The following is a 23452-nucleotide window of genomic DNA, read 5'->3' on the forward strand; positions in this document are numbered from 1 at the left end:
CTCAGACCCCCTGCATGCGGTTGGCCTGCTCCAGCGGCGACAGCCCTGCCGCCTGCGCCGCCATTGCACGCTCGCGCTCCAGGTTGCGCTCCAACTGCAGCTTGCCCGCGCGGTACTGCTTGGGCCACGGCATGTCGAGATAGCCAATGCGGGCGGCTTCGTTCAGCGTCCAGGCCGGGTTGGCCAGGTGCGGACGCGCCACAGCGCACAGGTCGGCACGGCCGGCAGCGATGATGCTGTTGACGTGGTCCGCCTCGGAAATGGCGCCCACGGCAATGGTGGCGATGCCCGCCTCATTGCGCACGCGGTCGGCAAAGGGCGTCTGGAACATGCGGCCGTACACCGGCTGTTCTTTCTTGCTGACCTGGCCCGACGAGCAATCGATCATGTCCGCGCCTGCGGCCTTGAAGATGCGCGCGATCTCCACCGCATCGTCCGGCGTGATACCGCCTTCCACCCAGTCGTGCGCGGAAATGCGCACCGACATCGGCTTGTTGCTCGGCCACACCTCACGCACCGCGTGAAACACTTCCAGCGGAAAACGCAGCCGGTTTTCCAGCGAGCCGCCATATTCGTCGTTGCGCTGGTTCGTTAGCGGCGAGATGAACGACGACAGCAGATAGCCGTGCGCGCAGTGCAGCTCCAGCCAGTCGAACCCGGCGTCTGCCGCCAGCCGCGCCGAATGGATAAAGTCGTCACGCACGCGGTCCATGTCGTCACGCGTCATGGCGTGCGACCGCTGGCTCACGCCATCCAGATACTGCTGTGGCGATGCGGAGATCAGCGGCCAGTTCTGCCCGTTTTCCAGCGGAAGATCGATGCCCTCCCACGCCACGCGCGTCGAGCCCTTGGCACCCGCGTGGCCGATCTGGACACCCAGCTTCGCATCGCTGTTGGCATGCACGAACTGCACGATGCGCGCCCAGCCGTCGCGGTGTTCGGTGTTCCACAAACCCGGGCAGCCCGGGGTGATGCGCGCATCGGGCGATACGCAGGTCATTTCGGCCATCACCAGGCCCGCACCGCCCATGGCGCGGGCGCCCAGGTGCACAAGGTGGTAGTCCGCCGGTTGGCCGTCTTCGCACGAGTACTGCGCCATGGGCGACACCACCACGCGGTTCTTGAGCGTGACGCCACGCACCGTGAACGGCGTGAACATCGGCGGCACCGGGCCGTGCTGCGGGCCGCGCGGTGCGCCGGCCTGCTCGGCAATCCAATCTTCAAACGATTCGAGATAGCGCTTGTCACGCTGGCGCAGGTTTTCGTGGCTGATGCGCTGGCTGCGCGTGAGCAACGAATACGCAAATTGCTCGGTCGGCAGGTTGGCGTAGCGGTCTACGTTTTCAAACCACTCGGTCGAGTTGCGCGCCGCGTTCTGGATGCGCAGCACTTCCACGCTGCGCACCGCCTCGTAGTGCTCAAGCGCGGCACGCAAATCGCCAGGGTGCTGGCCGATGCTACGCGCCAGTTCAATCGAGTCTTCCAGCGCCAGCTTGGTCCCGGAGCCGATCGAGAAATGCGCCGTGTGGGCGGCGTCACCCATCAGCACCACCGGCGTGTTGTGCGCATTGGTATGCACCCAGTGCCGGCAAACCACACGCGGAAACCGAATCCACTGCGCCGAGCCCCGCAGGTGCGTGGCGTTGGAAATCAGCTTGTTGCCGTCGAGATACTTGGCGAAGAGGCGCTCGCAATAGGCGATGGCGTCCTCCTTCTCCATGGTCTCCAGCCCGGCGGCGCGCCATACCTCTTCGGGCGCCTCGACAATGAAGGTGGAGGTGTCGTCGTCAAAGCGGTACGCATGCGCCTGGAACCAGCCGTGCTCGGTTTCTTCAAACGCAAAGGTGAAGGCGTCGAACAGCTTGTGCGTGCCCAGCCAGACAAAGCGGCAGCGGCGCGTGTCGATATCGGGTTGATACGTGGCCGCGTACTTGGTGCGGATGCGGCTGTTCAGGCCGTCGCTGGCGATGATGAGGTCCGCATCGGCATAGGCGGTGTCATCTTGCACGTCGGTTTCAAAGACGAGCTTGACGCCCTCTTCCTCGCAGCGCGCCTGCAGGATGTTCAGCAGGCGCTTGCGCCCGATGCCGCAGAAGCCGTGGCCGCCCGAGCGCACCACCTGGCCGCGGATGTGGACTTCAATGTCGTCCCAGTGGTTGAAGGCGTCGAGGATCTGCGCGGCGCTCTTGGCGTCGGCGCGCTGCAGGTTGCCCAGCGTCTGGTCGGAGAACACCACGCCCCAGCCGAAGGTGTCATACGGGCGGTTGCGCTCCACCACGGTGATGTCGTGCGACGGGTCCTGCAACTTCATCAGCAGGGCAAAGTACAGGCCAGCCGGCCCACCACCAATACAGACAATCTTCATGACAACGGCTCCGCGTTCGATGCGGTATTACATTAGTCATGAATAGTTTAGTTGTAAAGCAATTTACTCAGCCGGCGCCCCGGGGTTTACACCGAACCGGGCGGCGCCAAGTTCACACCCGCATGTGAGTCCCCACTCAGCTCAGGCGGTGGCGGAAGAACACGAGGATCTCGTCGCGGGCGGCGAGCGTGGGCTCCCCGGCTGCGTCGATCAGGTGGGCGGTCACCACGCTATGCGGACAAGGCACATGCTGGGCGAAGAACGACGGCGGGCTCGGGTGCGCGGCGCTGTCGGGCAGCACGCGCGCCACAAAGCGGCTGCCCAGCGCATCCGCGTACGCGGCAAAACGCTGGGCGCGGCAAAAGCGGTCGCCCTCGAACCGGTAGGCCAACACGGTCAGGTCTTCCCGCTCCAGCCGTTGGCGCACGGCAGCGACGTCCTCCGGCGCAATCTCGATCCCGCCCGGCTCGTTCAACGGCAAAGATGGCTGGCACAGCACAGGCGCCAGCATGGCCGGCTCCAACATCATCGTCAGCGCAAAATTGCCCGTGAAGCACATGCCGATGGCGCCCACGCCCGGGCCGCCGCACTCCGCATGGGCCAGCCGCGCCAGCGCGCGCAGCCATTGCGTGACCGGGCTCGACTGGTTGGCCGCAAACGCGCGGAACTCCGCGCTCACGCACGCATGGCGGAACACCTCTGCGCCGGCATCCGCCTCGGGCACCGCGCCATCACGCCCGAACAACGACGGCATGTAGACCGTCAGCCCCGCATCGCGCACCCAGCGCGCAAACCGCGCCACGTGCGGGCTGATGCCCGGCATCTCGGCCATGACGATCACGCCCGGGCCCGCGCCGGCCACGTACACGGTTTTGGTGATGCCATCCAGCGTGATCTGGCGGCGCGTGAAGTCTTCCAGGCGATCATCCTGCTGCGGGGGCTGGCTTGTCATGCATGGGCTCCGTTGGAATGGCTTGGCTCAGGCGACGAGGTGCTGCAGGTGCGCATAACCCGCCGCCCTGGCGAAATCGGGCAGCGTCCACAGCGCGCCGTTCACGCCCCACGTACCGTCGGCCACGTCATGCAGCATCACGGAGGTCACCACGCGACGGGCATCGGCCGCCGGCAACGCCTGCGAGAAGGCCTCGTGCATCTGCTGAACGAAGCGCGCCCGCGCATCGGCATCCAGCACACCCGCAGGTACATGGGCGACGACCAGACACGGCACCATCTGCCTTGCCACGTCCACCCCGCCGCACCACCAGGAGGCGGCCGGCACGTCTTCCATCACCACCCAGGTTGTCGCGCGCCGGCGCGGATCATCGGGAATCTGCTCGGCCTGCGCGGCCGCCTCGGTGATGCGGCGTGCGAGCGCCGCGCGTGCGTCGCCGTCAAAGGTGTTTGCGGGAATCTTGACGAGTATGTTTGGCATGTGGGCAATCGTCGGCGTTATTGACATGCCTGCATTGAACCCTTGCAACCGCTAGACTGGCAGTGTCGATTTCGACATCTTTCGGGCAACTTCGGTCATGGCGGATTTCACCATCCTCGTACTCTCGGACGCATATGCCACCAGCGTGGCGGCCACGCTGGACATCCTGCAGGCCGCGTCGACACTGGCCCCGCGCATCAAAGCCGCACGCCCGACGTGGCGCGTGCTGTCCGCCGACGCGCCCAGTGTGCGGCTGAGCAACGGCATGCAGGTGGAGGCCACCACGCTGCCAAAACGCCCGCGCCCGGATGGCAGCACCTGGATCGTGCCCGGCCTGGGCCTGGACCATGCGGAAGTGATTGCCAAGCGCCTGGCGCAAGACGATGCCCAGCGGGCAGCGCGCGCCGTGGCCGCGCAAGTGGCGGCGGGCGGGCAGGTGGCAGCATCGTGCTCGGCGGTGTTTCTGTTGCAGGCGGCTGGGTTGCTGCCCGGGCGCCGCGTCACCACGTCTTGGTGGCTGGCCGCGACGTTGCGGCAGTGGGAACCCGCATGCACCGTCGATGCCGACCGCATGGTGTGCGCCGACGGCCCGGTCGCCACCGCCGGTGCTGCCTTTGCGCAGACCGACCTGATGCTGCACCTGCTGCGCACGCGCTTCGGTGTGGCGCTGGCCGATGCCGTGGGGCGCGTGCTGCTGATCGACGGCCGCCACGCGCAGGCGCCTTTTGTGGTGCCCGCCATGCTGGCCAACGGCAACGCGCTGATAGCCCGGCTGGTGGCGCGCATTGAAGCCGCCCTGCCCGACCCGCCCAGCGTGCAGACGCTGGCCGACGAACTGGCCATGTCGCAACGCACGCTGTCTCGGCACGTGCGCGAGGCCACCGGCAGAAGCACCCTGGCCCTGGTGCAGAGCGTGCGCCTGAACCGCGCCCGCATGCTGATCGAATCCAGCCGCATGACCATCGACAGCGTGGCCGAAGCCGTGGGCTACGAAGACGCCACCGCGCTGCGGCGCCTGATGCGCAAGGTGTCGGGCACCAACCCGAGCCAATACCGCCCGGCCGCCTAGGGGCCTAGGGTTACAGGCCGTTACACAAGAAGCTGCGGGACTTTAATTTTCGTTTAAGACTTGACGCCTAACTTGGTCACGTCGCACCCACCCAGACAGGAAACCACACCATGTCACCGCAAGAACAGCAAGCGCTGGAAAACTTCCTGGCCCAACTGACGCAAGCCCGCGCCGCAGCCAAGGACCCGCAGGCCGAAGCCCGCATCCTCGATGCCGTGGCACGCCAGCCAGACGCGGCCTATCTGCTCGTGCAGCGCGTCATGCTGCTTGACCAGGCGCTGGCATCGGCGCAAGCGCAAATCGCCGCGCTGCAAAACCAGTTGCAGGCGGCGCAAGCCGGCCGCAGCACGTCGTTCATGGACTCCGCCAACAACTGGGGCAGCCACGCCAACAGCCCCGCGCCCAACCCCGCCTACGCCCCGCAGCAGGCCGCCCCCATGCAGATGCCGCCGCAGGCGCAGCCGGCCCCGGCGCAACCCGCGCGCTCGGGCTTCTTTAGCGGCGGCCTGGGCAGCACGCTCGGCAGCGTCGCGACCACGGCAGCCGGCGTGGCCGGCGGCGCGCTCCTGTTCCAGGGCATCGAGAACATGTTCCACCACAACAGCGGCGGTGGCGGCTTCTTCGGCCAGCAGCCGGTAATGGGCGGCACCACCGAAACGGTCATCAACAACTACTACGACAGCGATAGCAACGGCAACAGCGGCAATACCAACACGGCCTCGCGTGACGACAGCCTTGGCCTGATTGATGACAGCGATCTGGGCGGTAGTGATTATTCGGATGACGATTCGATGTTGAGCTAGTCGCCACAGCTCAGGGCTCAAGCGCGAGCGTCGTCTCCTCAATTCGGAGGAAACGTCCGTCGGAGCCGCGCTTTGCGAAGAGAGACACCTCTTGGCAAAGCGGGGTGGCAGGACAGAGGGCCCGCAAGCACTCAATCAAGATAAGGCTTCAACACCCCTTCGATCCACGCCATAAAAGCCCGAACGCGCGGCGACAGGTTGCGCCGATGGGCCACGACGAGCGACGCGACCAGGGGTTCGGGGCGCAGGTCAGGGAGCACTTCCACAAGCGCGCCGCTTTCGATATGCGGCGCGAGCGCAGAATATCCCGCCTGAATCAGCCCAATGCCCGCGAGCCCGGCGGCGTGATAGGTCTGCACGCTGTTGACCTGCATGGCACTTGGCAGCGGCAGCCACGCATAACCGTCGCCGTCGGGGTATTCCCATCCGGCATGCCGGGCGCCGAGCGTGAGCGTGTAATGCACCATCTGATGCCCCTGGCTGCGCAGGTCTTCGAGCGTATGCGGGACGCCATACCGAGCCAGGTAAGACGGGCTTGCCGCATTCATCATGCGCAGCCTGCCAAGCGGCCGGGCAATCAGTGTTTCATCCGAGATCGGACCGAGACGGATCACACAGTCGAACCCTTCCTGAACCAGATCGACGCGGCGGTCCGTACTGGAGAGTTCCAGTTGCAGCTCCGGGTGCGCAGCCATCAGTTGCGGCAGCGCAGGGACCACGACACTGCGCGCCAACTCGGTGGGCATGTCGACGCGCAGCCGGCCGCGCAACGGCCCGCCGTTGCCCAGGAACATCGACTGCAGTTCCTGGGCTTCGGCCAGCAAGTCCCGCGCGCGTGCATAGAATTCGCGGCCGTCTTCGGTCAGCTGCACACTCCGCGTGGTCCGATGCAGGAGCGCGACGCCCACATCCCGCTCAAGCGTGCGGATCACCGTCGAGACACGTCCCTTCTGGATGCCGAGGCTTTCGGCCGCACGCGTGAAGCTCATCATTTCGGCCACACGCGCAAAGATCAACAGCGCGTCGAGGTTTTGCATTGTTCACCCGTGGAAGAACAGAACGTTCAATTTGGCGTCATTTATAACGCAGTCGCCGCTCGCTAAAGTGGCTTCCCATGTCGTCCACAGCGGACCACGTTCACGATAGGAAGCCACCATGACTGAAACCACCAACACGGCAAAAACGGCCGTCGTCTATCACTCCGGCTACGGGCATACCGCACGCATGGCAAGCGCCGTGGCGCAAGGCGCCAGCGCGGTGCTCGTTGCAATCGACGTCGAAGGCAATATCCCCGAAAACGCCTGGGCCACGCTCGCCGCAGCCGACGCCATCCTGTTCGGCTCGCCAACCTACATGGGTGGCCCCAGCTGGCAGTTCAAGAAGTTTGCAGATGCATCGTCAAAGCCGTGGTTCGAAGGCGCATGGCAAAACAAGGTCTTCGGCGGTTTTACCAACAGCGCGAGCATCAATGGCGACAAGCTCAACACGCTCGAATACTTTGTCCTGCTCACGGGGCAGCATGGCGGCATCTGGGTGAGCATGGATATCAAGCCTGCGAACGTAAAGGCATCGAAGCGCGACGACCTGAACCGCATGGGATCGTACATCGCGCCGATGGCACAGACCCCGGCCGATGCCTCGCCCGAAGAAATGTCGGCGGGCGATCTTGAGACGGCACGCCGCTATGGCGCGCGCGTGGCCGTGGTTGCGGCACAGCTCCGCGCGGGGCGGGCTCAAGCGCGCTGAAATGATGGAAGCACACCCGCCGCCGATGACGCGCTTTGGCGCGATCGGTGGGCGGTGGGCGGTGTGCGCCGGGCTACGGGGCAATTGGCATGGCGCTCACTCCTGGAGCCTCAAGCTCGACTCTCCGACACTCAACCCCCAGCCTCAAAGCCTCGCACCCGACACCCAGACACTCGTGTTCGACAGTGCGAGCGTCGAGCATCGCTTCCAGACAGTCGCGCTCCACAGCCTACCCCTGGCGCTCGACTCTTTGAGCTTCAAATTTTCGACCTCCGAGTGTCGCGTTCCAGTCTCAAACAGTCGATGGCCACGGGCGGAGGCTGGTGCTCGACAGCCCGGCCCTGGAGCACGACTCTCAGAGGTCGAAAATTTCGAGCGAAAACAGCGGCGCTCCACTGTTTGGGTACCGTGCGTGAACCTTCCACTGTGGAACACGAGCCTTTGAAACCCAAACGCCGCGCTCAAACCTCAACGCTCGGCTACGTGTCGGTGGTGATCCGCTCAAGCGCCATCATCGATTGCAGTGCGTGCTGCAATTGATCGAGCGTGTACGGCTTGCGAAGCGCCGTCCACTTGAACGCAAAGCTGTCGTGGTCTGGGATGGGGTTTCCAGAAGCGAAGACCACCCGTAGCGCCGGATCCAATTCAGACGCCCGCTGCGCGAGTTCAATGCCGGACATGTCAGGCATGACGATGTCCGTAAACAGAACGTCGACGGAGCCTGCACGCAGGGCTGCGAGCGCCTGCGCGCCGCTGGCCGCCTGCTGCGGCGTGATCCCGATAAGCATCAACAGCTCGCATACCGCGCCACGCAAGGAAGCGTCGTCCTCCACCACGAGGATGCGCAAGCGCGCCGGCTCCCAAACAGGGCCCGTGTTGAGATCGAGCCGCGTCTCTTCTACGTCGGGTCCGATCGCTTCCACCGCGTCGCCCCCCAGCACCTGGCGAATCTTGAATGCAAGCTGCTGGCGGCTGTAAGGCTTGCTCAGTAACTCGACACCGGGATCGAGCCGGCCGCCATGCACGATAGCGTTCTGCGTGTAGCCGGACGTGTACAGCACCTTCAGCGCGGGAAGCGTCTGAACCGCCCTGCGCACCATCTCCGGACTGCGCAGTGCCCCTGGCATGACCACGTCGGTAAAGAGCATGTCGATGTGCACGCCACTCTCGACCACGGCCAATGCCTGCTCTGCGTTGTTGGCCTTGAGCACGGCATAGCCGAGTCCGCCCAACAGATCGACTACGGTTTCGCGAACTTTTGCGTCGTCTTCCACGACGAGGATCGTCTCGTTGCCGTGCTTGAGCCCGCTGGCCTTGAGGCGTGAGGGCTCGACCGCCGTGCCGGTGGAGCGGGGCAGATAGACCCGCACGGTCGTGCCCTCCTCAACTTCGCTGTAGAGCCGAATATGACCGCCGCTCTGCTTAACGAAACCGTAGGCCATGCTGAGCCCCAGCCCCGTGCCTTCTCCCTCGGGCTTGGTGCTGAAGAACGGGTCGAACGCCTGCTCCAACACTTGGGGGCTCATGCCCGTGCCGGTATCCGTGACGGCGAGCATAACGTACTGCCCAGCCGACACATCGGGAACTGGCATCACATATTCGTCGTCGAGCGTGGCGTTGGACAGTTCGAGCGTGAGCTTGCCGCCCTCGGGCATCGCATCCCGCGCGTTGATCGCCAGATTCAGGATGACGTTTTCCAGGTGATGCGGATCGACCGCGATATTCCAGAGGCCGCCTGCGACCACCGATTCGATTTCGATCGCCTCGCCCAGCGCCCGCCGCAACAGATCATCCATGGCGCGCAGTTGCCGCGCTGGATTGATCACGACGGGAGCAAGCGGTTGCTGGCGACCGAAGGCAAGCAACTGAGCGGCAAGCGTGGCGCCGCGATCAACGGCATCGATGGCGTTACTGAGTCGCTCGGCGCTCCAGCCATCACGGCCGTGCCGACTTTCGAGCAGTTCGAGATTGCCCCGCAGCACCTGCAGCACGTTGTTGAAATCATGCGCAACGCCACCCGTGAGCTTGCCCAGCGCTTCCATCTTCTGGGCCTGGAACAGCGCCCTTTGCGTTTGCTCGAGCTGCTCGCTGGCACGCCGCCGTTCCGTGATGTCGCGGGTGATCTTCGCAAACCCGACCAACTCACCCTCTTCGTAGATGGCATCGATGATGACGTGCGCAAAGAAGCGGCTTCCGTCACGCCGCACGCGCCAGCCTTCGGCCTCGAAGCGCCCGTCGCGCCGGGCGGTCTCCAGGCCCCGGAACGGTACGCCCGCCGCAACATCCTCAGGCGTATAGAAACGCGAAAAATGTGAACCGATGATGTCGGACTCGGTATAGCCCTTGATGCGCCGTGCCCCCTCATTCCAGCTCGTGATGTGCCCGTCGGTCGACAGCATGAAGATGGCGTAGTCCGTCACGCCCTGAACGAGCAGGCGGAAGTTGCGTTCGCTCTTCAGCACAGCGTCGTGAGCGGCCTTCTTGTCGCTCACATCGCTGATCACGGTACCGAACCCGATCAACGCGTTGTTGCTGTCGCGAAGTGCCGTCATGGCGACGTTCGCCCAGAAGGGCGTGCCGTCCTTGCGCATGCGCCATCCCTCCTCGACATGCCGCCCTGTCTTGGCGGCGGCATGCAGCGCGGCCTCGGGCGCACCCGAGGCTCGGCCCTCCGGCGGATACAGAAGTGCGAACGGCTGGCCAATAATCTCGTCCGGCCGATAGCCGTGCATGCATTCGCCGCCCGGATTCCACGTTGAAACAATGCCCTGTATCGACAGCGCAAAGATGGCGTAATCGGAGGTCGATTCAGCCCACAGCCGAAGCCATGTAGGGCCGAACTCGGAGGGCGGAGAAGCGGCGTCGTTCATTCAGTTGGCAGGTAAGCGTGGAGCGCCGCAAGGGGGTACGTGCCAAGAGCAGCAACTGGTGTGCCCATGGCCGCCCGCTCGTGCACCCACGACGGTCTGCGGGTGCGAGTTGTAGAGGAATCTCCGCACCCAGCTAGCGACTGGAACGCAGTTTGCATACCTTGTAGCGGTAAAACGGGCAACGACCCTTTCCACCATGTGGGCAATGGCCTCGTTGTGCCCAACCTCCCGTCTCAACATGGCTTTCGCAACCGTCGAGGAAATCCATGACGCTATCTGACTTTATCCAGGCAAACCTCCCCGGCATCGTCGACGACTGGACGGAATACGCGCGCACGGTCAGCAGCGGCCGCGCCGGTCTTTCCGAATCCCAGTTGCGTAATTCGATTCGTGACCTTCTCGTCCGGATTGCCGCAGACATGCGCGAGCGGCAGACGCCCGAGCAACAGCGGGCCAAATCGCGGGGCGACCGGGCGCCTTCGGAGTCCGGCTTCAATGAAGCGGCCCACGAGCATGCCGACGACCGCCTCTCGCACGGTTTCGACATCAACGATGTGGTGGCGGAATACCGCGCACTGCGCGCCAGCGTGCTGCGCCGGTGGCAGCAGTTTGCGCAATCGGACCCGTCAGCCTTCCAGGAGATGATCCGATTCAATGAAGCGATCGATCAGATGCTCGCAGAGTCGGTGCGACAGCACGCGCAGCGAACGGAGCGCACGCGCGACCTGTTTTCCGGCGTGCTCGCGCATGACCTGCGCTCCCCCCTCGGCGCGATCCTGGCCTCCGCAGAAACGCTGCTGCACGACGAAGGGCTGTCGTCACGCAGCGTACGCGCGGTCGCATTCATACAGCGCGGTGCAATGCGCGTTCAACAGATGATCGACGATCTGCTCGTCTTCACACGCACCCGCTTGGGCGATTTCCTGCCCACGACTTTCAGCCCCCAGGATATGGGGCGGCTTTGCAGCGATGCCATCGACGAAGTGTGCGCGTCTTACCCCGATGCGCAGATCGATCTGCGCCTTGCGGGCGAACTTCGTGGCACCTGGGACGGGAGCCGGATCGGCCAGTTGCTGGTCAATCTATTGGCCAACGCGGTGCGTTACGGATCGGGGCGCGTCGCCATCGAAGCCGCTGGACGCGAGGGGCAGATGACGGTTGCCGTTTCAAACGAGGGCAACCCCATACCGCCCTCCGCTTTCCCAACACTGTTCGATCCGCTCACCCGCGCCAAACAGCCCGACCACAGCGGGAGCGCAGCCGGCATCGGGCTTGGCCTGTACATCTGCCGCTGCATTGTGCAGGCGCATCGCGGAACGATCGATGTGCAATCGTCCGAACACGGCACGACGTTCACCGTGCGGATTCCCTATTCGGTGGCTGCTTGAAACTTCCGGCTGCGGGCATGCCGGTCGCCCAGCGTTAAAGAAAAAAGCCGGCACCCTGAGGTACCGGCTCTTTCTCTTCCTTTTGCGAATCGCAGCGTCGATCAGCCTGCCTGACGCAGCGTAGCGGCTTCTTCCCCACGCTTGCCCATCAGCAACTGCACCACCACCGCAACGATGATGTTGAAGGCCAGTGCAGCCAGGCCCGTGTAGATGGTGTACTTGTCGCCGCCAATCACAAAGGTGTGCACGGGCTTGATGCCGTCGGAGAACGCCAGCCAGCTGCCGCCAATCATGCCCGCTGCCCAACCGGCCAGCAGCGCCGGTGCGCGGAAGCGGTTCGAGATGTTGAACAACCCGAACACGACCGACGGGAACGTCTGCACGATCCACACGCCGCCCAGCAGCTGCAGGTCCAGCGCGAACTTGGTCGGCAGGAACAGGATGAACACCAGGGCGCCCGCCTTGACGATGAGCGAGATCACCTTGGCAACCTTTTCCTCACCGGCGTGCGTGAGATCCGGGGCCACGTAGGGCTTCCAGAAGTTGCGCGTGAACAGGTTGGCCGCCCCGATCGACATGACGGCCGCCGGCACCAGTGCACCAATGGCGATGGCCGAGAACGCAAAGCCCGTGAACCAGCTCGGGAACAGCGCGTTGAACAGCGCGGGCACGACGTCGTTGTTGTTGGTGACCTTGATGCCTGCCGCATAGGCCATGAAACCCAGCAGCGCGATCAGGCCCAGCAGCACCGTATAGGCGGGCAGGAAGACGGCGTTCTTGCGGATGGTGTCTGCACTGCGCGCGGCAAAGATGCCCGTGAGCGTGTGCGGATACATGAACGCCGCCAGTGCCGAGCCAATTGCCAGCGTGGCGAACGGCAGGAACTGCGCAGGCTTGAGCGTGAGGCCCGTGGCGCCGCCCTTCAAGGCAAACGCATCATGCGCGGTGGCAAACACCGCACCGTAGCCACCCAGCTTGGCCGGCACCAGCACCACCGCCACCAGCACCACGATGTAGATCATGATGTCTTTGACGAAGGCGATGAGCGCCGGGGCGCGCAGGCCGGCGGAGTACGTGTACAGCGCCAGGATGACGAACGCGGCCGCCAGCGGCAGCTCGCCCGTCAAACCCAGCGCCTTGATCACGACTTCCATGCCGATGAGCTGCAGGGCGATGTAGGGCATCGTCGCCACCACGCCCGTGAGCGCCACCGCAAACTCCAGCGAGCGCGAGCCGTAGCGGCCGTACACGGCATCAGCCGCCGTGACGTGGCCATTGGCATGCGCCACCTTCCACAGCTTGGGCATGATCAGGAAGACGATCGGGTACACCAGGATCGTGTACGGCAGCGCGAAGAAGCCATACGCGCCCACCGCATACACGAGTGCCGGCACGGCGATCACGGTGTAGGCTGTGTAGAAATCGCCGCCCACCAGGAACCACGTGATCCAGGTGCCGAAGTTGCGGCCGCCCAGGCCCCATTCTTCAATGTGGGCACCCTTGTCGGAGTTGCCGCGCTGCCAGCGCGAGGCGATGAAACCCATCACCGTGACCAGCGCGAAGAAGAAGATGAAGACTGCCAGCGCAGTCCAGTTGATTTGTCCGCCCATCATTCTTCTCCTTTGCTCTGACCGTTCTTGAAGACGATCCAGATCAGCAGCGAGGTGATCGGCACCCAGAGGAACTGGTACCAGTAGAAGAACGGAAAGCCGAAGAGCGCCGGCATTTCCTGGTTGTAGAACGGCACCCACAGCAGGCCGATGAAAGGCAGTGCGAGCAAGAACTTCATGGGTTGTCTCCTAGTTCGGGGACTTCGGATTGTTGTTTTGAACAGGTGAGGTGCCACGCCCGATGCGTGGCCAGACGGATGTCTGAGGGAGTGCTTTCCGCCTTTGTTGTTATCCGGCGCACTCTGATCGCGCGCCCTCCGGAAAACCATCCGCACCTGTACGCAGCAGCCACACGTAGTACTACGTAGTAAGCGTAGGCTTTTCGCGTGAAATAACCAATCGCTAAGGTGGGCGCGGGTTTCCTAGGGTTTTCACGAATTCCTGTCATGACAGACAGCGGCCGATTGCGTGAGCAACACGCGTAAGCCGTTACGGCGTCGCATGGCACCAAGCACAACGGGGAGCCGCAATGGTTCCCCGTTGATTGTTGTGGCGCAGCATAAGCCCTAGCGTGTACAGGGTTTCTGCACCGTGCAGCGCTGCCGCGTTGCGGTCGGCTTACCCGTTCCAGCGCATGCCGAGCTTGCCGTCGTAGCCGTGAAGGGGGCCGTCCGAGTGCTTCGAGCGGAAACCCTCGGCGCTGAACCGACACATAAAGCCCCGAATTCTTGCCGGCGGACGCGCCCCGAAATTCGATCAATGTCGATCAATGCAAATGCCTGCTCATGCAGTGGTGTGCGTGCCGATGGGCTCCTGGCGTCCAACATATCCGGTCAGATCGACAATTCAATACGGAATTGATTGAATTAATTTTCCAATTCATTTCAATCCAATAAAGTCTTTTTCATTGGGGGTTTTTTAGCTTTTTTTACTTGAAAGGCACCGCCATTGAAATTCCTCTTTCAAGAGGAAATCGTTTGCCATCAACCCGCAAATGGCGCAGCCATCAGGAAAAACCCGCACACCGGTTGACATTCAAGCGCCCGTTTCTTTAGAGCAAATCCTCAAAAACGTGTTGTGTTTTAAATTTGTTTTCAATCTGATCAAAGAAAATCTTGTAAGGTGATTCTGTCTTATGCATTCACATCCCACTTAGCCCGGCAATCCCCTCGCCGGGTATTTTTTTGCGATGCGTCAGATGGCCTTGCCTGTTCCAATCCGGCGTAAAAGCGGCAGGGCATTGCAGCGCGCTCAGTGGCGCTCAGCGCCATGCCGCCACGCCACGGCGGCGCATGCGAGCTGTACCGCGCCACCGTACAACATGGCCACGCGCAGCCCCGATGCGCCGCTGCCGCACACGGCATACGCCGCCCCCAGAATTGCCACGCCCAACGTCGCCCCGGTCATGCGCGCCACGTTGACGAGCGCCGATGCCGTGCCGGAACGCTCCGGCCCCACGGCGCCTACCGCCGCGCCCATCAGCGGGCCGGTGGCAAAGCCCATGCCGAGCCCCGTGAGCGCCAGCCCGATGGCTGCCGGCACCACCGATGCGACACCTGCAAACGCGCCCACCGTGAGCAGCCCCAGCGCGATGATGCCCACCCCGCCCGCCGTGGCCAGCCGCACGCCGTGGCGGCGCGCCACCGTGCCCGACATGGGCGACACCGCCATGAAGACCAGCGCCATCGGCATCAGCGCAATGCCTGCACCAATGACGTTGAAGCGCCCGGTGCTTTGCCACATGAGCGGCAGCAAAAAGAGTGCGCCGTACATGCCGAACGTCATGCCCGCCGTGGCGACAATGGCGCCGCGAAACTCCCGCACGCGAAAGAGATCCAGTGGCACCAGCGCCTCGCCACCATGGCGCGCCTCTACGCGAATGAACCACGCCAGCGCGATGATCGCCACGGCCAGCACAGCCGCCGCCACAACGGGCGCGTGATGCGCTTCGATGGCGGCAAAGGCCAGACCGCCCAGCGTGATGGCGCCCAACACCTGGGCCAGCGCATCGAAACGGCGATGCGCGGCGTCGGACGATTCCGGTACCACCCGCACGGCCAGCACCATGATGGCCACGCTCACCGGCACCACCACCCAGAACACGGCGCGCCAGCCGAAGTGCGTGACCAGCACGCCGCCGGCCGTCGGCCCAATCGCCATGGCCAAGCCGTTGCATGCTGCCCAGACGCCCAGCGCATGCGCACGTTCGCCCGGGTCGCGCCACACCACCCGCAGGATCGCCAGCGATGCCGGCAGCAGCAACGACGCACCCACACCCGCCATCGCACGCGCCCCGATCAGCCACCCGATCGACGGCGCCAGCGCGCACAGCACCGATGCCACCGAGAACACCGCCGCACCCGACACAAACGCCCGCCGGCGGCCGTACAAGTCGGCCAGCAGGCCGCCGCTGAGCAGCAATGCGGCATAGGCGAGGTTGTAAGCGTCGATCACCCACTGCAGCGGGCCGACCTCCGCGTGGAAGAACTGGCCAATCGGGCGCACCGCCAGGTTGACGACGGCGGTGTCGATCTGCGCGACCAACACGGCCATCGACAGCACGCACAGCACCACGCGTTTACGTGTCGCGGTGCTGGCATGCGCTTGTTGCATCGTGATTCCATCCATCTCGGGGCCTTTAGCTTTTGGCTTTCGCAAGTGATGGCCCCAGCGTAGTGCCGGCATCGTGGGCAACGCTTCGATGCGTGTCGAAGCATCGCGGCGCGCGGCTCCCTAGAATGGCCACATGACAAGGAGTCGGACATGTCGCATCCGAACAGCTTTTCCGGCACGGCCTTCCTGATTGCTGACCCGGCACGGGCGGCCATGCTGACGGCGTTGCTCGATGGGCGCGCGCTGCCAGCGGGCGAGTTGGCGCATGCCGCGGGCGTCACCGCGCAGACGGCAAGCACGCATCTGGCCAAGTTGCTCGACGGTGGCTTGGTGGTGGTGGAAACCGAGGGGCGGCACAAGTACTTCCGGCTGGCCGGGGCACATGTGGCGCAAGCGCTGGAACACCTGGCGGCCATCACGCCCGCAGCGGCCGTGCGACGCGCCACACCCAGCCCGAAGGCGCGAGAGCTTGGCTTCTGCCGCTGCTGCTATGACCACCTTGCCGGGCAGGTGGGCGTGGCCGTCACGCACGCGCTGCAATCACGCGGCTATCTGCTGCCGATGCCAGACAAGCAATACGAGATCACGCCCGCCGGCATCACCTGGTTTGGCGACGTGGGGCTCGATGTGTGCGCCATTCGCCCGACGCGACGCGGGCTGGCGCGGCAATGCCTGGATTGGACGGAGCGCACGCATCACCTGGCGGGGCCGCTGGGGGTGCAGTTCCTGCGTCGCCTGTGCGATGTCGGCTGGATGCTGCGCGCACGCGATTCCCGCGCCGTGCTGGTCACGCCCAAGGGCTGGCAGGAATTGCATCAGCGCCTGGGCGTGGATGAAGCAACGGTGCGCAGCGCGGCCGAACACCGTCATGCATAACGCCGTCGATCAGTGCCCAGCAAAGGCCAGGACTTCGGGCAGGCGCGCAAGCAGCGCATCGCGCGAGCGTATGCCGCCCGACGTCGGCTCCACCTTGTCGTCCTGGATCAGGTTGGCAAATACGTACGTTTTGTCTCCCTTCTTGGCCCAGCCGACAAACCAGCCGTAAGCGTGCGCCTGATCCCACGTGCCGTCGGCTGACGTATTGCCCGGCGCCGGGCCGGCGGTGCCCGTCTTGCCCTGCACGGCCCAACCACCCGGCACCTGCCAGGTCTGCACGGTACGGTCGACCATCTCGTAGGTGCGCGCCGACACCGGCAACTGCCGATTGACGATCCTGCGCATAAAGTCGACCTGCTCCTCCGGCGAGATCTTCAGCGACGAGGTGATCCACGAGCGGTCCATGCCGTTGTTCTTGCCCGGGTCGCCGCTCACGTCCATGTTGCCGTAGCCGAGCTTGCGCACGTATGCCTGGAAAGTCTGCGCGCCCATCGCGTGCGTAATGCGCTGCGAATACCAGACCACCGAATATTTGAGCCACAGCGCCGGGTCGATGGGCTGGTGCCAGGCTTCGCCGCCCCAATCGGGGTCACCACGCTTGAAGTGCTCGACCGGGGTGTGCTCGTCTTTGAGGAAACCGTGGTCAAAACCCATGACGGCGAGTGCCAGCTTGAAGGTGGAAGCGGGGGTCACGCGCTCGTCGCACTTGCCTTCGTGCAAGACGGCCTTGCCTGTGGCGGCGTCGGCCACGATCGTGCAGATCGGGTGCTCGGCGTGGGCAAACGTGGCAAGCGCGGCCAGCAGGGCGCCGGTGGCGGCGTGGCGAAGTTTCCTCATCGATCAACCTCATGTTGGGGGGAATGCAAATGGCTGCGTGGCAGCGTAGCAGCGAGGTTGCCGTCCTGCTGACCCCTGCGGGCGTAACGGCTGTAACGCTGGCGGAATAGCCGTTCCAAAAAGAAGGGCTTGCAAATTTTTCGGCGGTCGGTAAAATGCGCGGCTCACCTAGCCCAGGTGGCGGAATTGGTAGACGCACTAGTTTCAGGTACTAGCGGGTAACTCCGTGGAGGTTCGAGTCCTCTCCTGGGCACCAAACACAGTCCCAAGCAGTTCAGGGGCGACAAAAAACCCGCGTGGCGATAAGCCTCGCGGGTTTTTTGTTGTCCGGACGAAGGCGAGATTCAAACCGTCCTGCATCGCCTCACATTGCTCTGATGACGCCCGGCACCGCCGATTCCATGCAAGGCAGAGCACGCGGCTCGGATCGTTGCTGGCTCCGGAAAGGGGTACGAAGGGGTACGAACGCGCCGTATCGGAATCTGGCGCTCGAATGCGCCCGCTGCATCAACGGCTTTGCAGTGGCAAGACGAGCCGAAAACACGTGCCCCGGCCAACGTCGCTACGCACGTCGATCTGGCCACCATGCTTGCGCACGATGCCATAAGAGACGGACAGGCCGAGCCCCGTCCCCAGGCCAACGGGCTTGGTGGTGAAGAACGGATCGAAGATGCGGCTGAGATGCTCGGGCCGGATACCGCCCCCGGTATCTTCCACCTCCACCCAGACGTTGTCCGCGTCGTGGCCGGTTCGCAGCGTGATGCGTCCGTGGTCCTGAATGGCTTGTCCGGCATTGACCAGCAGGTTCATGAACACCTGGCTCAGTTGGGTGGGCCTGCACTCGATGTCTGGGATTCCGCCATATTCGCGCACCAGCTCCACCTTGTACTTCAGCTCATTCCAGACGATCTTGATTGTTGTTTCCAGACACGCTTCAAGATTGGCAGGTTGCGGCTGCGCTTCTTCTACATGGGAGAAATCCTTAAGACCCTGCACGATCGTCTTGACCCGCTGCAGCCCCTCCTGGGACTCCGCCAACAGCCCCGGCACATCTTCGCGCACGTACTCGAGATCAGCCGCCAGCTTGACCTGCGCAAGCGCAGCCCGCGTGGCGGGCGCCAACTCTGCCTCGTGAGATTCGTAGGCTGACAGCGCGTCGAGCAATCCTCCAACGTATCGCTGCAAACTGCCCAGATTGGCTTTGACAAACGAGACGGGATTGTTGATCTCATGGGCCACGCCGGCAGCGAGCTGGCCGATCGACGCCATCTTTTCCGATTGCAGCAGCTGCCCCTGCGTTTGGGCCAGTTCGTGCAGCAGTTGCTCCTGGCGCGCACGCTCGGCCTGCAGTGCCTCGTGGGCCAAGGCAAGCTGCCATCGGTCACGCTGGAATTGCTCGACCGCGCGCGCCATCTGGCCGATCTCATCGTCGCCATCCACGGGTACCGCACTGGGCGCCCCGTCCGAGTGTCCTTCGCGCAAGCTGCGGCTGACCTGCAGCAAGCGCTGAAGCACATGGCGCCCGAGCAGTCCGTAAGCCGCCAGGCAGGCAAATGCCACGCTGGTGGCGAGCAGCGCTGTCACCCAGTGCTGATTGCGCTCGGAAACAACCGCCAACGCCTGCATCGCCTGCTGAAACGCCCGCGTGTGCTGCTCCGACACCTGCTGTGCCGAAACCACCATGGCGCCGGCTTGCATGTAAAGCGCATCCAAGGACCGGCGCCCGGCAAGGCTGCGTTCGGATGCCGGCGCCTGTGCAGCCGCGCCGGCAGTTCCGGCATGCTGCAGCTCGCTTTCCCACCACTGCGCGACGATATTGACGACGTTGCGAAACAGCTGAGTCGACTGATGCAGATCGAGCACTTCAATGTCGTCGTCGGTTGCAGCAAGCCGTTCGGACAACTGCTCGAACGCCTCCAGGTTGCGCAAGATCTCGGCATAGTGCCGGCGCAGGGCTTCCACCGACGAGGTCTTTTCCAACTGCGCCGATTCGCGCTCAATCAACAACGTGCGCTGAACGAGTTCCTGCGCCTCGCGCAATTGCATGAGCTGCTCGCTGGCGAGCCTGCGGGTGGCTTCCGCCGAGGTGCGCAGCGCATAGACCGCCGTGATGCCGCCTGCTGAGATCAGCAGCGCCAGCATGGCGACGACCAACATGAATTGACGCCCGAGCGATCTGGGCCACAGACCGTACCGCGGCATGCGCGCACAGCGGATAGCAGGGGCTGCGCTGAACATTCAACGGCCCCATATCCGGCGATACACGGCCCGGTAGCCGTTGTCCGGGTCGTATTGCCCGAGTGGTCCGCCATCGAAAGCGACGTTCTTGACCGTCACAAGGTGCACGGGGGCCACATACCCGGTGACCACATGATGGGTCAGCAGCCGGTTCACCTCGTCCACCAGTTGCCAGCCTTGCAGGTTCAACGGCTCGGCCACCGTGCTCGTCTGAAACGCTCCAGCCTGGATGCGCAGGAACGCCGCGGCGCTGCCGTCGCCGGCAGACAGCATGTGGATGCCGTCGGGCTTGCCGGCGCGGGTCAGCTCGGCGGCGGCGTAATCGAAGTAGATGTCGTTGATGGCCAGCGCATGCGTCCACACGCGGCCATACCGCTCCAGCAGACGTCGCATGACGGCGGGCATGGCCTGCGCACTGCCCGAGATAGGTACGTCCTCGACGGCCAGCAAGCGGCAGCCCTTGCATGCGCCGATCACCTCAGCCATCGCCGCAGCCTTTGCGCTGGCGATCTGGAAATTGGAGTCGGTAAAGATGACCACGTTGGCGTGGCCCGCCGATTCCACTACAGCCGCCATGGCCGTGAGCCGGGCAACTGCCATCGGGTCGGTGGAAACATTGATGGCGATGGGACTGCCCGTGATGGCGCCGGCCGTTGCGGCAACGTGCCAGCCGACCACGGGCCTGCCCTGCCGCACGAAGGGCAACAGCTCTGCCTGCATCTCGCGCGCGTCACCCCCGACGAGCACGACGCCGTCCGGTTGCAGCGCCCAGGCCGATGCAATCGCACGCTTGCGGCCCTCCGGCGTCCCGCCGGCGTCATAGACGCGGATCTTCCAGCCGATGGCTCCAGCGGCCTCCTTGATGCCTTTCGCAACACCAAGAATGCCGCCGTTGCGCAAGTCTTCACTCACGACGGCCAGCGTGATGCCGACCTGCGCACGAGGACCTGCCTGGGGACCATCCCAAGGGGCCCCGTGTTCGCTGGCGCGCGCGACGATCTGCTGCATGCTTGCGTCGTCGGCGATGCCGCCGGAGGCCATCGCCTGGCCTGCCATCGCTCCCCACCCGAATGCGCACAGCAGGGATGCCAGCATTCGCTTGCCGCTGCTTGGGACCATCGCCGCCTCCCGAAGGTCACCCTTCACGCTGCTGGTGGCACGTCGGCCGCATCCGTGGGATTGGGCAAAGGCGCATAGACAAGAATCGCGAACGGCACATCCTCATGGGTTTCGAAGCGCCTGATCTGCAAGACCTGATGCGCACTGACGATGCTGTCCCGTGTAATGAGCAGCACACCGCGTCGCGTGAGCAGATCGTCGGCCAACCGCATGCCCTCCCGCAGTTCGGCCGCAGCGATCTGCCGCACAGGCATCACCTCGCCCTGCTGTCTGAGCACGGCCACGAAGCGCACGACCACGTCGGGGTCATAGCGCAGGCCCGATTGCGCCTTGACCATCTCCAGGGCTTGATCGCCCGAGACGTGGTCCTTGATGATCTCGCCCGTCAGAAGCCCCTCGAAATCGCGAGCGACCGCCACGATGCGTGCGCCGATCGGGATCGCCGATCCTGCCAATCGGTCGGGAGTACCGCGGCCATTGAAGCGTTCGTACTGGTGCCGGATGATTTGGGCCACATGCTCGAGCTGCGGCACGGGTGTGAGCACCATCTGAGCACGCAGCGGATGCTGATAGAACTGCTGTGCCTGTTCAGCCGAAAGCCTGTCGAGCGACGTATTCAGCAGGGCATCGGGCAGCGACAACTTGCCAATGCCGTGCAGCAGGCCAGCGTGGAAGATGTCCTGCACCTGCAGCCCCGTCAACCCGCATTCAATGGCAATGCGGCGCGCCAGATCGGCCACGCGCAGCGACTGGCGCGCCATGGCACCACAGCGCATCTCGATCATGCTGGCGCATACCTTGACCATATTCGTGAAGTTCGCTTTCTGGTCACGTTGAGCACCCTCCAGGAACATCACGGTCTGGCGAATTTCTTCGGTGCGCGCCAGCACCTGGGTTTCCAGCCCGGCATTCAATTGCTGCAGCGTTTCGTTCTGCTGCTGCGTCAACTCGCTCAGGCGGCGCGCCTCGCATGCGAGCGTGCGCTGCTCGATCGCGTGCTTGACGGTGAGCAACAGGTCCTGGTCATCCCACGGCTTGTTGAGGTAGCGATAGACGCCGCCCTCGTTGATGGCACGCACAGCCGAATCGACTTCGGAATAGCCGGTCAGCAGGATCCGCATGATGTCCGGATAACGCTCACGAGCACGTGCCAGGAACTCGGCGCCGTTCATGCCGGGCATGCGCATGTCGGAAATGACCAGATCCACCGGATACACCGACAGCATGTCGAGCGCCGCCGCACCGCCCTCGGCGGTGATCACGCGGTAGCCCGTGGGCCTCAGCAGCCGGCGCAGCGACGAGAGCACGCCTGGCTCATCGTCCACCAGCAGGATCAACGGCGTGGCGTCCGCAGACGTTGCAGAAGCGGGCGCGCTTTCTGGCTGCGCGGCGGCTTTGATCTCGGGCGCGCTCGCTTGCGCGGTGTCTTCGTCGTAAACAAGCATGGCTGGCGTCTCACGGTTCGATGGCTGGCGGGGCGCGTCTCAAAGCGCCTGCAGGAATTGCTCCAGCGCGTGCTTCATTTTTCGGATGGCGGTTTCAGGTAACAACATCACCAACTGGGCCACAAAGCCGCCGCGCTCCAGGGTGAAGCGCACCTCCAGCAACAGCGCTACATCCCAACGATGGAACTGTTCGCCGGACAAGGCTTGCTGGAGCACCGCGGCCGGAACGAAGCTTGGCCGCGAGAACGACAGATTGCGACCGAGCTGCTCGAAGACGCTGCGCACACAAGCACCCACGAGCAAGTTGGCGATATCGGCCAGGGCTTCGCTTTCGCTGTTTACGTCGGCATCGCCGTAGCCCATCAGTTCTTCGAGTTCTTCGCGGCCGTCCTTGCCGAACAGCACGATCGCCTCGCCCGGAATGTCGGACTGAAACGCCTGCCGCACCGGCGAGGGCGCGTCGCCGGCCATGTCGCGGCCCAGCAGTTCGGCCTTCAGTTGTGCCGCGTTGACAAGCTTGATGCCCGGCACCGAGAGCGTCACAAAGGCGCCCAGCAGTTCGGCCAGTGCCGCCCCCGCTTTGCCCATCCCGATATTGGCGATTTCCTGCAGAGCGTCGCGCTGGTCTTCGTTCAGTGTCAGGTCATTCATAAAGACCGTACCCCCGCAGGATCGGAACAATGCGCTCAGCCGATACGGGCTTCGGAATGAAGCCGATGGCGCCGAGGTCCTTGACGCGCTCGACGGCACCCGACTGGATGTCGGCGGACACCACGATGACGAAGGCGTCGTCGCAGGCCTTGCGGATGTGTTCGAGCACCTGGAAGCCGTCCATGTCCGGCATGGTCAGATCGAGAAAAACGACCGTGCCCTTACCGGCACGAAACAGCTCCAGCGCCTGCGCACCGTTGGATGCCTGCGTAACCTCGACATCCCAGTCGTCAGGCAAGGCGTTGATCAGAAGCTTGCGCGCCAACGATGAATCGTCGGCAACGAGCACAGGTAGCGCCATGATGTGTCCCCCTTCAGGCGTAAAGCGTG

At 64.1% G+C, this 23452-nt stretch carries 19 protein-coding genes and 1 tRNA gene; 6 read left to right on the forward strand and 14 right to left on the reverse strand.

Going from position 1 to position 23452, the window contains the following annotated elements:
* Position 1: 1 nt before the first annotated feature.
* The 3 genes from DOD19_RS24925 to DOD19_RS24935 form a co-directional block, all read right to left on the reverse strand.
* Positions 2 to 2365, reverse strand: a complete 2364-nt coding sequence (locus DOD19_RS24925; protein WP_112188794.1) for a bifunctional salicylyl-CoA 5-hydroxylase/oxidoreductase — start codon at positions 2363 to 2365, stop codon at positions 2 to 4.
* A 136-nt stretch (positions 2366 to 2501) separates the two neighbouring features.
* A complete protein-coding gene (locus DOD19_RS24930) occupies positions 2502 to 3317 on the reverse strand; it encodes a dienelactone hydrolase family protein (RefSeq protein WP_112188796.1) in 816 nt (271 codons plus the stop codon).
* Positions 3318 to 3344: 27 nt separating this feature from the next.
* Positions 3345 to 3797 carry a tautomerase family protein gene (locus DOD19_RS24935; protein WP_024978106.1) on the reverse strand — a complete coding sequence of 151 codons (453 nt, stop codon included), beginning with the start codon at positions 3795 to 3797 and terminating at the stop codon, positions 3345 to 3347.
* Between the two features lie 97 nt (positions 3798 to 3894).
* Between DOD19_RS24935 and DOD19_RS24940 the strand changes: the two genes are divergently transcribed.
* Positions 3895 to 4866 (forward strand): helix-turn-helix domain-containing protein, encoded by a 972-nt coding sequence (locus DOD19_RS24940; RefSeq protein WP_112188798.1) that lies wholly within the window; start codon positions 3895 to 3897, stop codon positions 4864 to 4866.
* A 110-nt stretch (positions 4867 to 4976) separates the two neighbouring features.
* On the forward strand, positions 4977 to 5669 hold the full coding sequence (locus DOD19_RS24945) for a DUF2076 domain-containing protein (protein ID WP_112188800.1): 693 nt from the start codon (positions 4977 to 4979) through the stop codon (positions 5667 to 5669).
* Between the two features lie 131 nt (positions 5670 to 5800).
* Here the strand turns inward: DOD19_RS24945 and DOD19_RS24950 are convergent, their stop codons facing one another.
* On the reverse strand, positions 5801 to 6706 hold the full coding sequence (locus DOD19_RS24950; protein ID WP_112188801.1) for a LysR family transcriptional regulator: 906 nt from the start codon (positions 6704 to 6706) through the stop codon (positions 5801 to 5803).
* 118 nt (positions 6707 to 6824) lie between these two features.
* Between DOD19_RS24950 and DOD19_RS24955 the strand changes: the two genes are divergently transcribed.
* Entirely contained in the window at positions 6825 to 7415 is a 591-nt protein-coding gene (locus tag DOD19_RS24955) for a flavodoxin family protein (protein ID WP_112188803.1), read from the forward strand.
* A gap of 479 nt (positions 7416 to 7894) precedes the next feature.
* Here the strand turns inward: DOD19_RS24955 and DOD19_RS24960 are convergent, their stop codons facing one another.
* Positions 7895 to 10285, reverse strand: a complete 2391-nt coding sequence (locus tag DOD19_RS24960) for a PAS domain S-box protein (RefSeq protein ID WP_112188805.1) — start codon at positions 10283 to 10285, stop codon at positions 7895 to 7897.
* 266 nt (positions 10286 to 10551) lie between these two features.
* On the opposite strand from DOD19_RS24960, the gene DOD19_RS24965 reads away from it, so the two are divergent.
* Positions 10552 to 11673 carry a sensor histidine kinase gene (locus DOD19_RS24965; RefSeq protein ID WP_112188807.1) on the forward strand — a complete coding sequence of 374 codons (1122 nt, stop codon included), beginning with the start codon at positions 10552 to 10554 and terminating at the stop codon, positions 11671 to 11673.
* A 101-nt stretch (positions 11674 to 11774) separates the two neighbouring features.
* On the opposite strand, the gene DOD19_RS24970 is transcribed toward DOD19_RS24965, so the two are convergent.
* From DOD19_RS24970 to DOD19_RS24980, 3 genes are all read right to left on the reverse strand, one after another.
* Complete coding sequence (locus DOD19_RS24970; RefSeq protein WP_112188809.1) at positions 11775 to 13283, reverse strand: sodium:solute symporter family protein; 1509 nt, start codon at positions 13281 to 13283, stop codon at positions 11775 to 11777.
* On the reverse strand, positions 13283 to 13462 hold the full coding sequence (locus DOD19_RS24975) for a DUF3311 domain-containing protein (RefSeq protein WP_024978098.1): 180 nt from the start codon (positions 13460 to 13462) through the stop codon (positions 13283 to 13285). The genes DOD19_RS24970 and DOD19_RS24975 overlap by 1 nt, the downstream gene beginning before the upstream one ends.
* A 1072-nt stretch (positions 13463 to 14534) precedes the next feature.
* Complete coding sequence (locus DOD19_RS24980; protein WP_235193221.1) at positions 14535 to 15896, reverse strand: MFS transporter; 1362 nt, start codon at positions 15894 to 15896, stop codon at positions 14535 to 14537.
* A 150-nt stretch (positions 15897 to 16046) separates the two neighbouring features.
* Between DOD19_RS24980 and DOD19_RS24985 the strand changes: the two genes are divergently transcribed.
* Positions 16047 to 16772: a winged helix-turn-helix domain-containing protein gene (locus DOD19_RS24985; RefSeq protein WP_024978096.1), complete on the forward strand. Its 726-nt coding sequence runs from the start codon at positions 16047 to 16049 to the stop codon at positions 16770 to 16772.
* Positions 16773 to 16781: 9 nt separating this feature from the next.
* Here the strand turns inward: DOD19_RS24985 and blaOXA are convergent, their stop codons facing one another.
* Positions 16782 to 17609 (reverse strand): OXA-22 family class D beta-lactamase, encoded by an 828-nt coding sequence (gene blaOXA / locus DOD19_RS24990; RefSeq protein WP_112188811.1) that lies wholly within the window; start codon positions 17607 to 17609, stop codon positions 16782 to 16784.
* Between the two features lie 171 nt (positions 17610 to 17780).
* Between blaOXA and DOD19_RS24995 the strand changes: the two genes are divergently transcribed.
* Positions 17781 to 17865: transfer RNA gene (locus tag DOD19_RS24995), tRNA-Leu, on the forward strand.
* A gap of 251 nt (positions 17866 to 18116) precedes the next feature.
* Here the strand turns inward: DOD19_RS24995 and DOD19_RS25000 are convergent.
* The 5 genes from DOD19_RS25000 to DOD19_RS25020 form a co-directional block, all read right to left on the reverse strand.
* Positions 18117 to 19766, reverse strand: coding sequence for an ATP-binding protein (locus DOD19_RS25000; RefSeq protein ID WP_112188813.1), 1650 nt, complete (start codon positions 19764 to 19766; stop codon positions 18117 to 18119).
* Between the two features lie 81 nt (positions 19767 to 19847).
* Positions 19848 to 20855 carry a substrate-binding domain-containing protein gene (locus DOD19_RS25005; protein ID WP_239498106.1) on the reverse strand — a complete coding sequence of 336 codons (1008 nt, stop codon included), beginning with the start codon at positions 20853 to 20855 and terminating at the stop codon, positions 19848 to 19850.
* A 134-nt stretch (positions 20856 to 20989) separates the two neighbouring features.
* Positions 20990 to 22411 (reverse strand): HD domain-containing phosphohydrolase, encoded by a 1422-nt coding sequence (locus DOD19_RS25010; RefSeq protein ID WP_112188815.1) that lies wholly within the window; start codon positions 22409 to 22411, stop codon positions 20990 to 20992.
* A gap of 39 nt (positions 22412 to 22450) precedes the next feature.
* On the reverse strand, positions 22451 to 23062 hold the full coding sequence (locus tag DOD19_RS25015; protein ID WP_024978091.1) for a chemotaxis protein CheC: 612 nt from the start codon (positions 23060 to 23062) through the stop codon (positions 22451 to 22453).
* Complete coding sequence (locus DOD19_RS25020) at positions 23055 to 23423, reverse strand: response regulator (protein ID WP_024978090.1); 369 nt, start codon at positions 23421 to 23423, stop codon at positions 23055 to 23057. The genes DOD19_RS25015 and DOD19_RS25020 overlap by 8 nt, the downstream gene beginning before the upstream one ends.
* Positions 23424 to 23452 lie beyond the last annotated feature (29 nt).

The organism is Ralstonia sp. GX3-BWBA (genome assembly GCF_003290055.1).
Lineage (GTDB): Bacteria > Pseudomonadota > Gammaproteobacteria > Burkholderiales > Burkholderiaceae > Ralstonia > Ralstonia holmesii.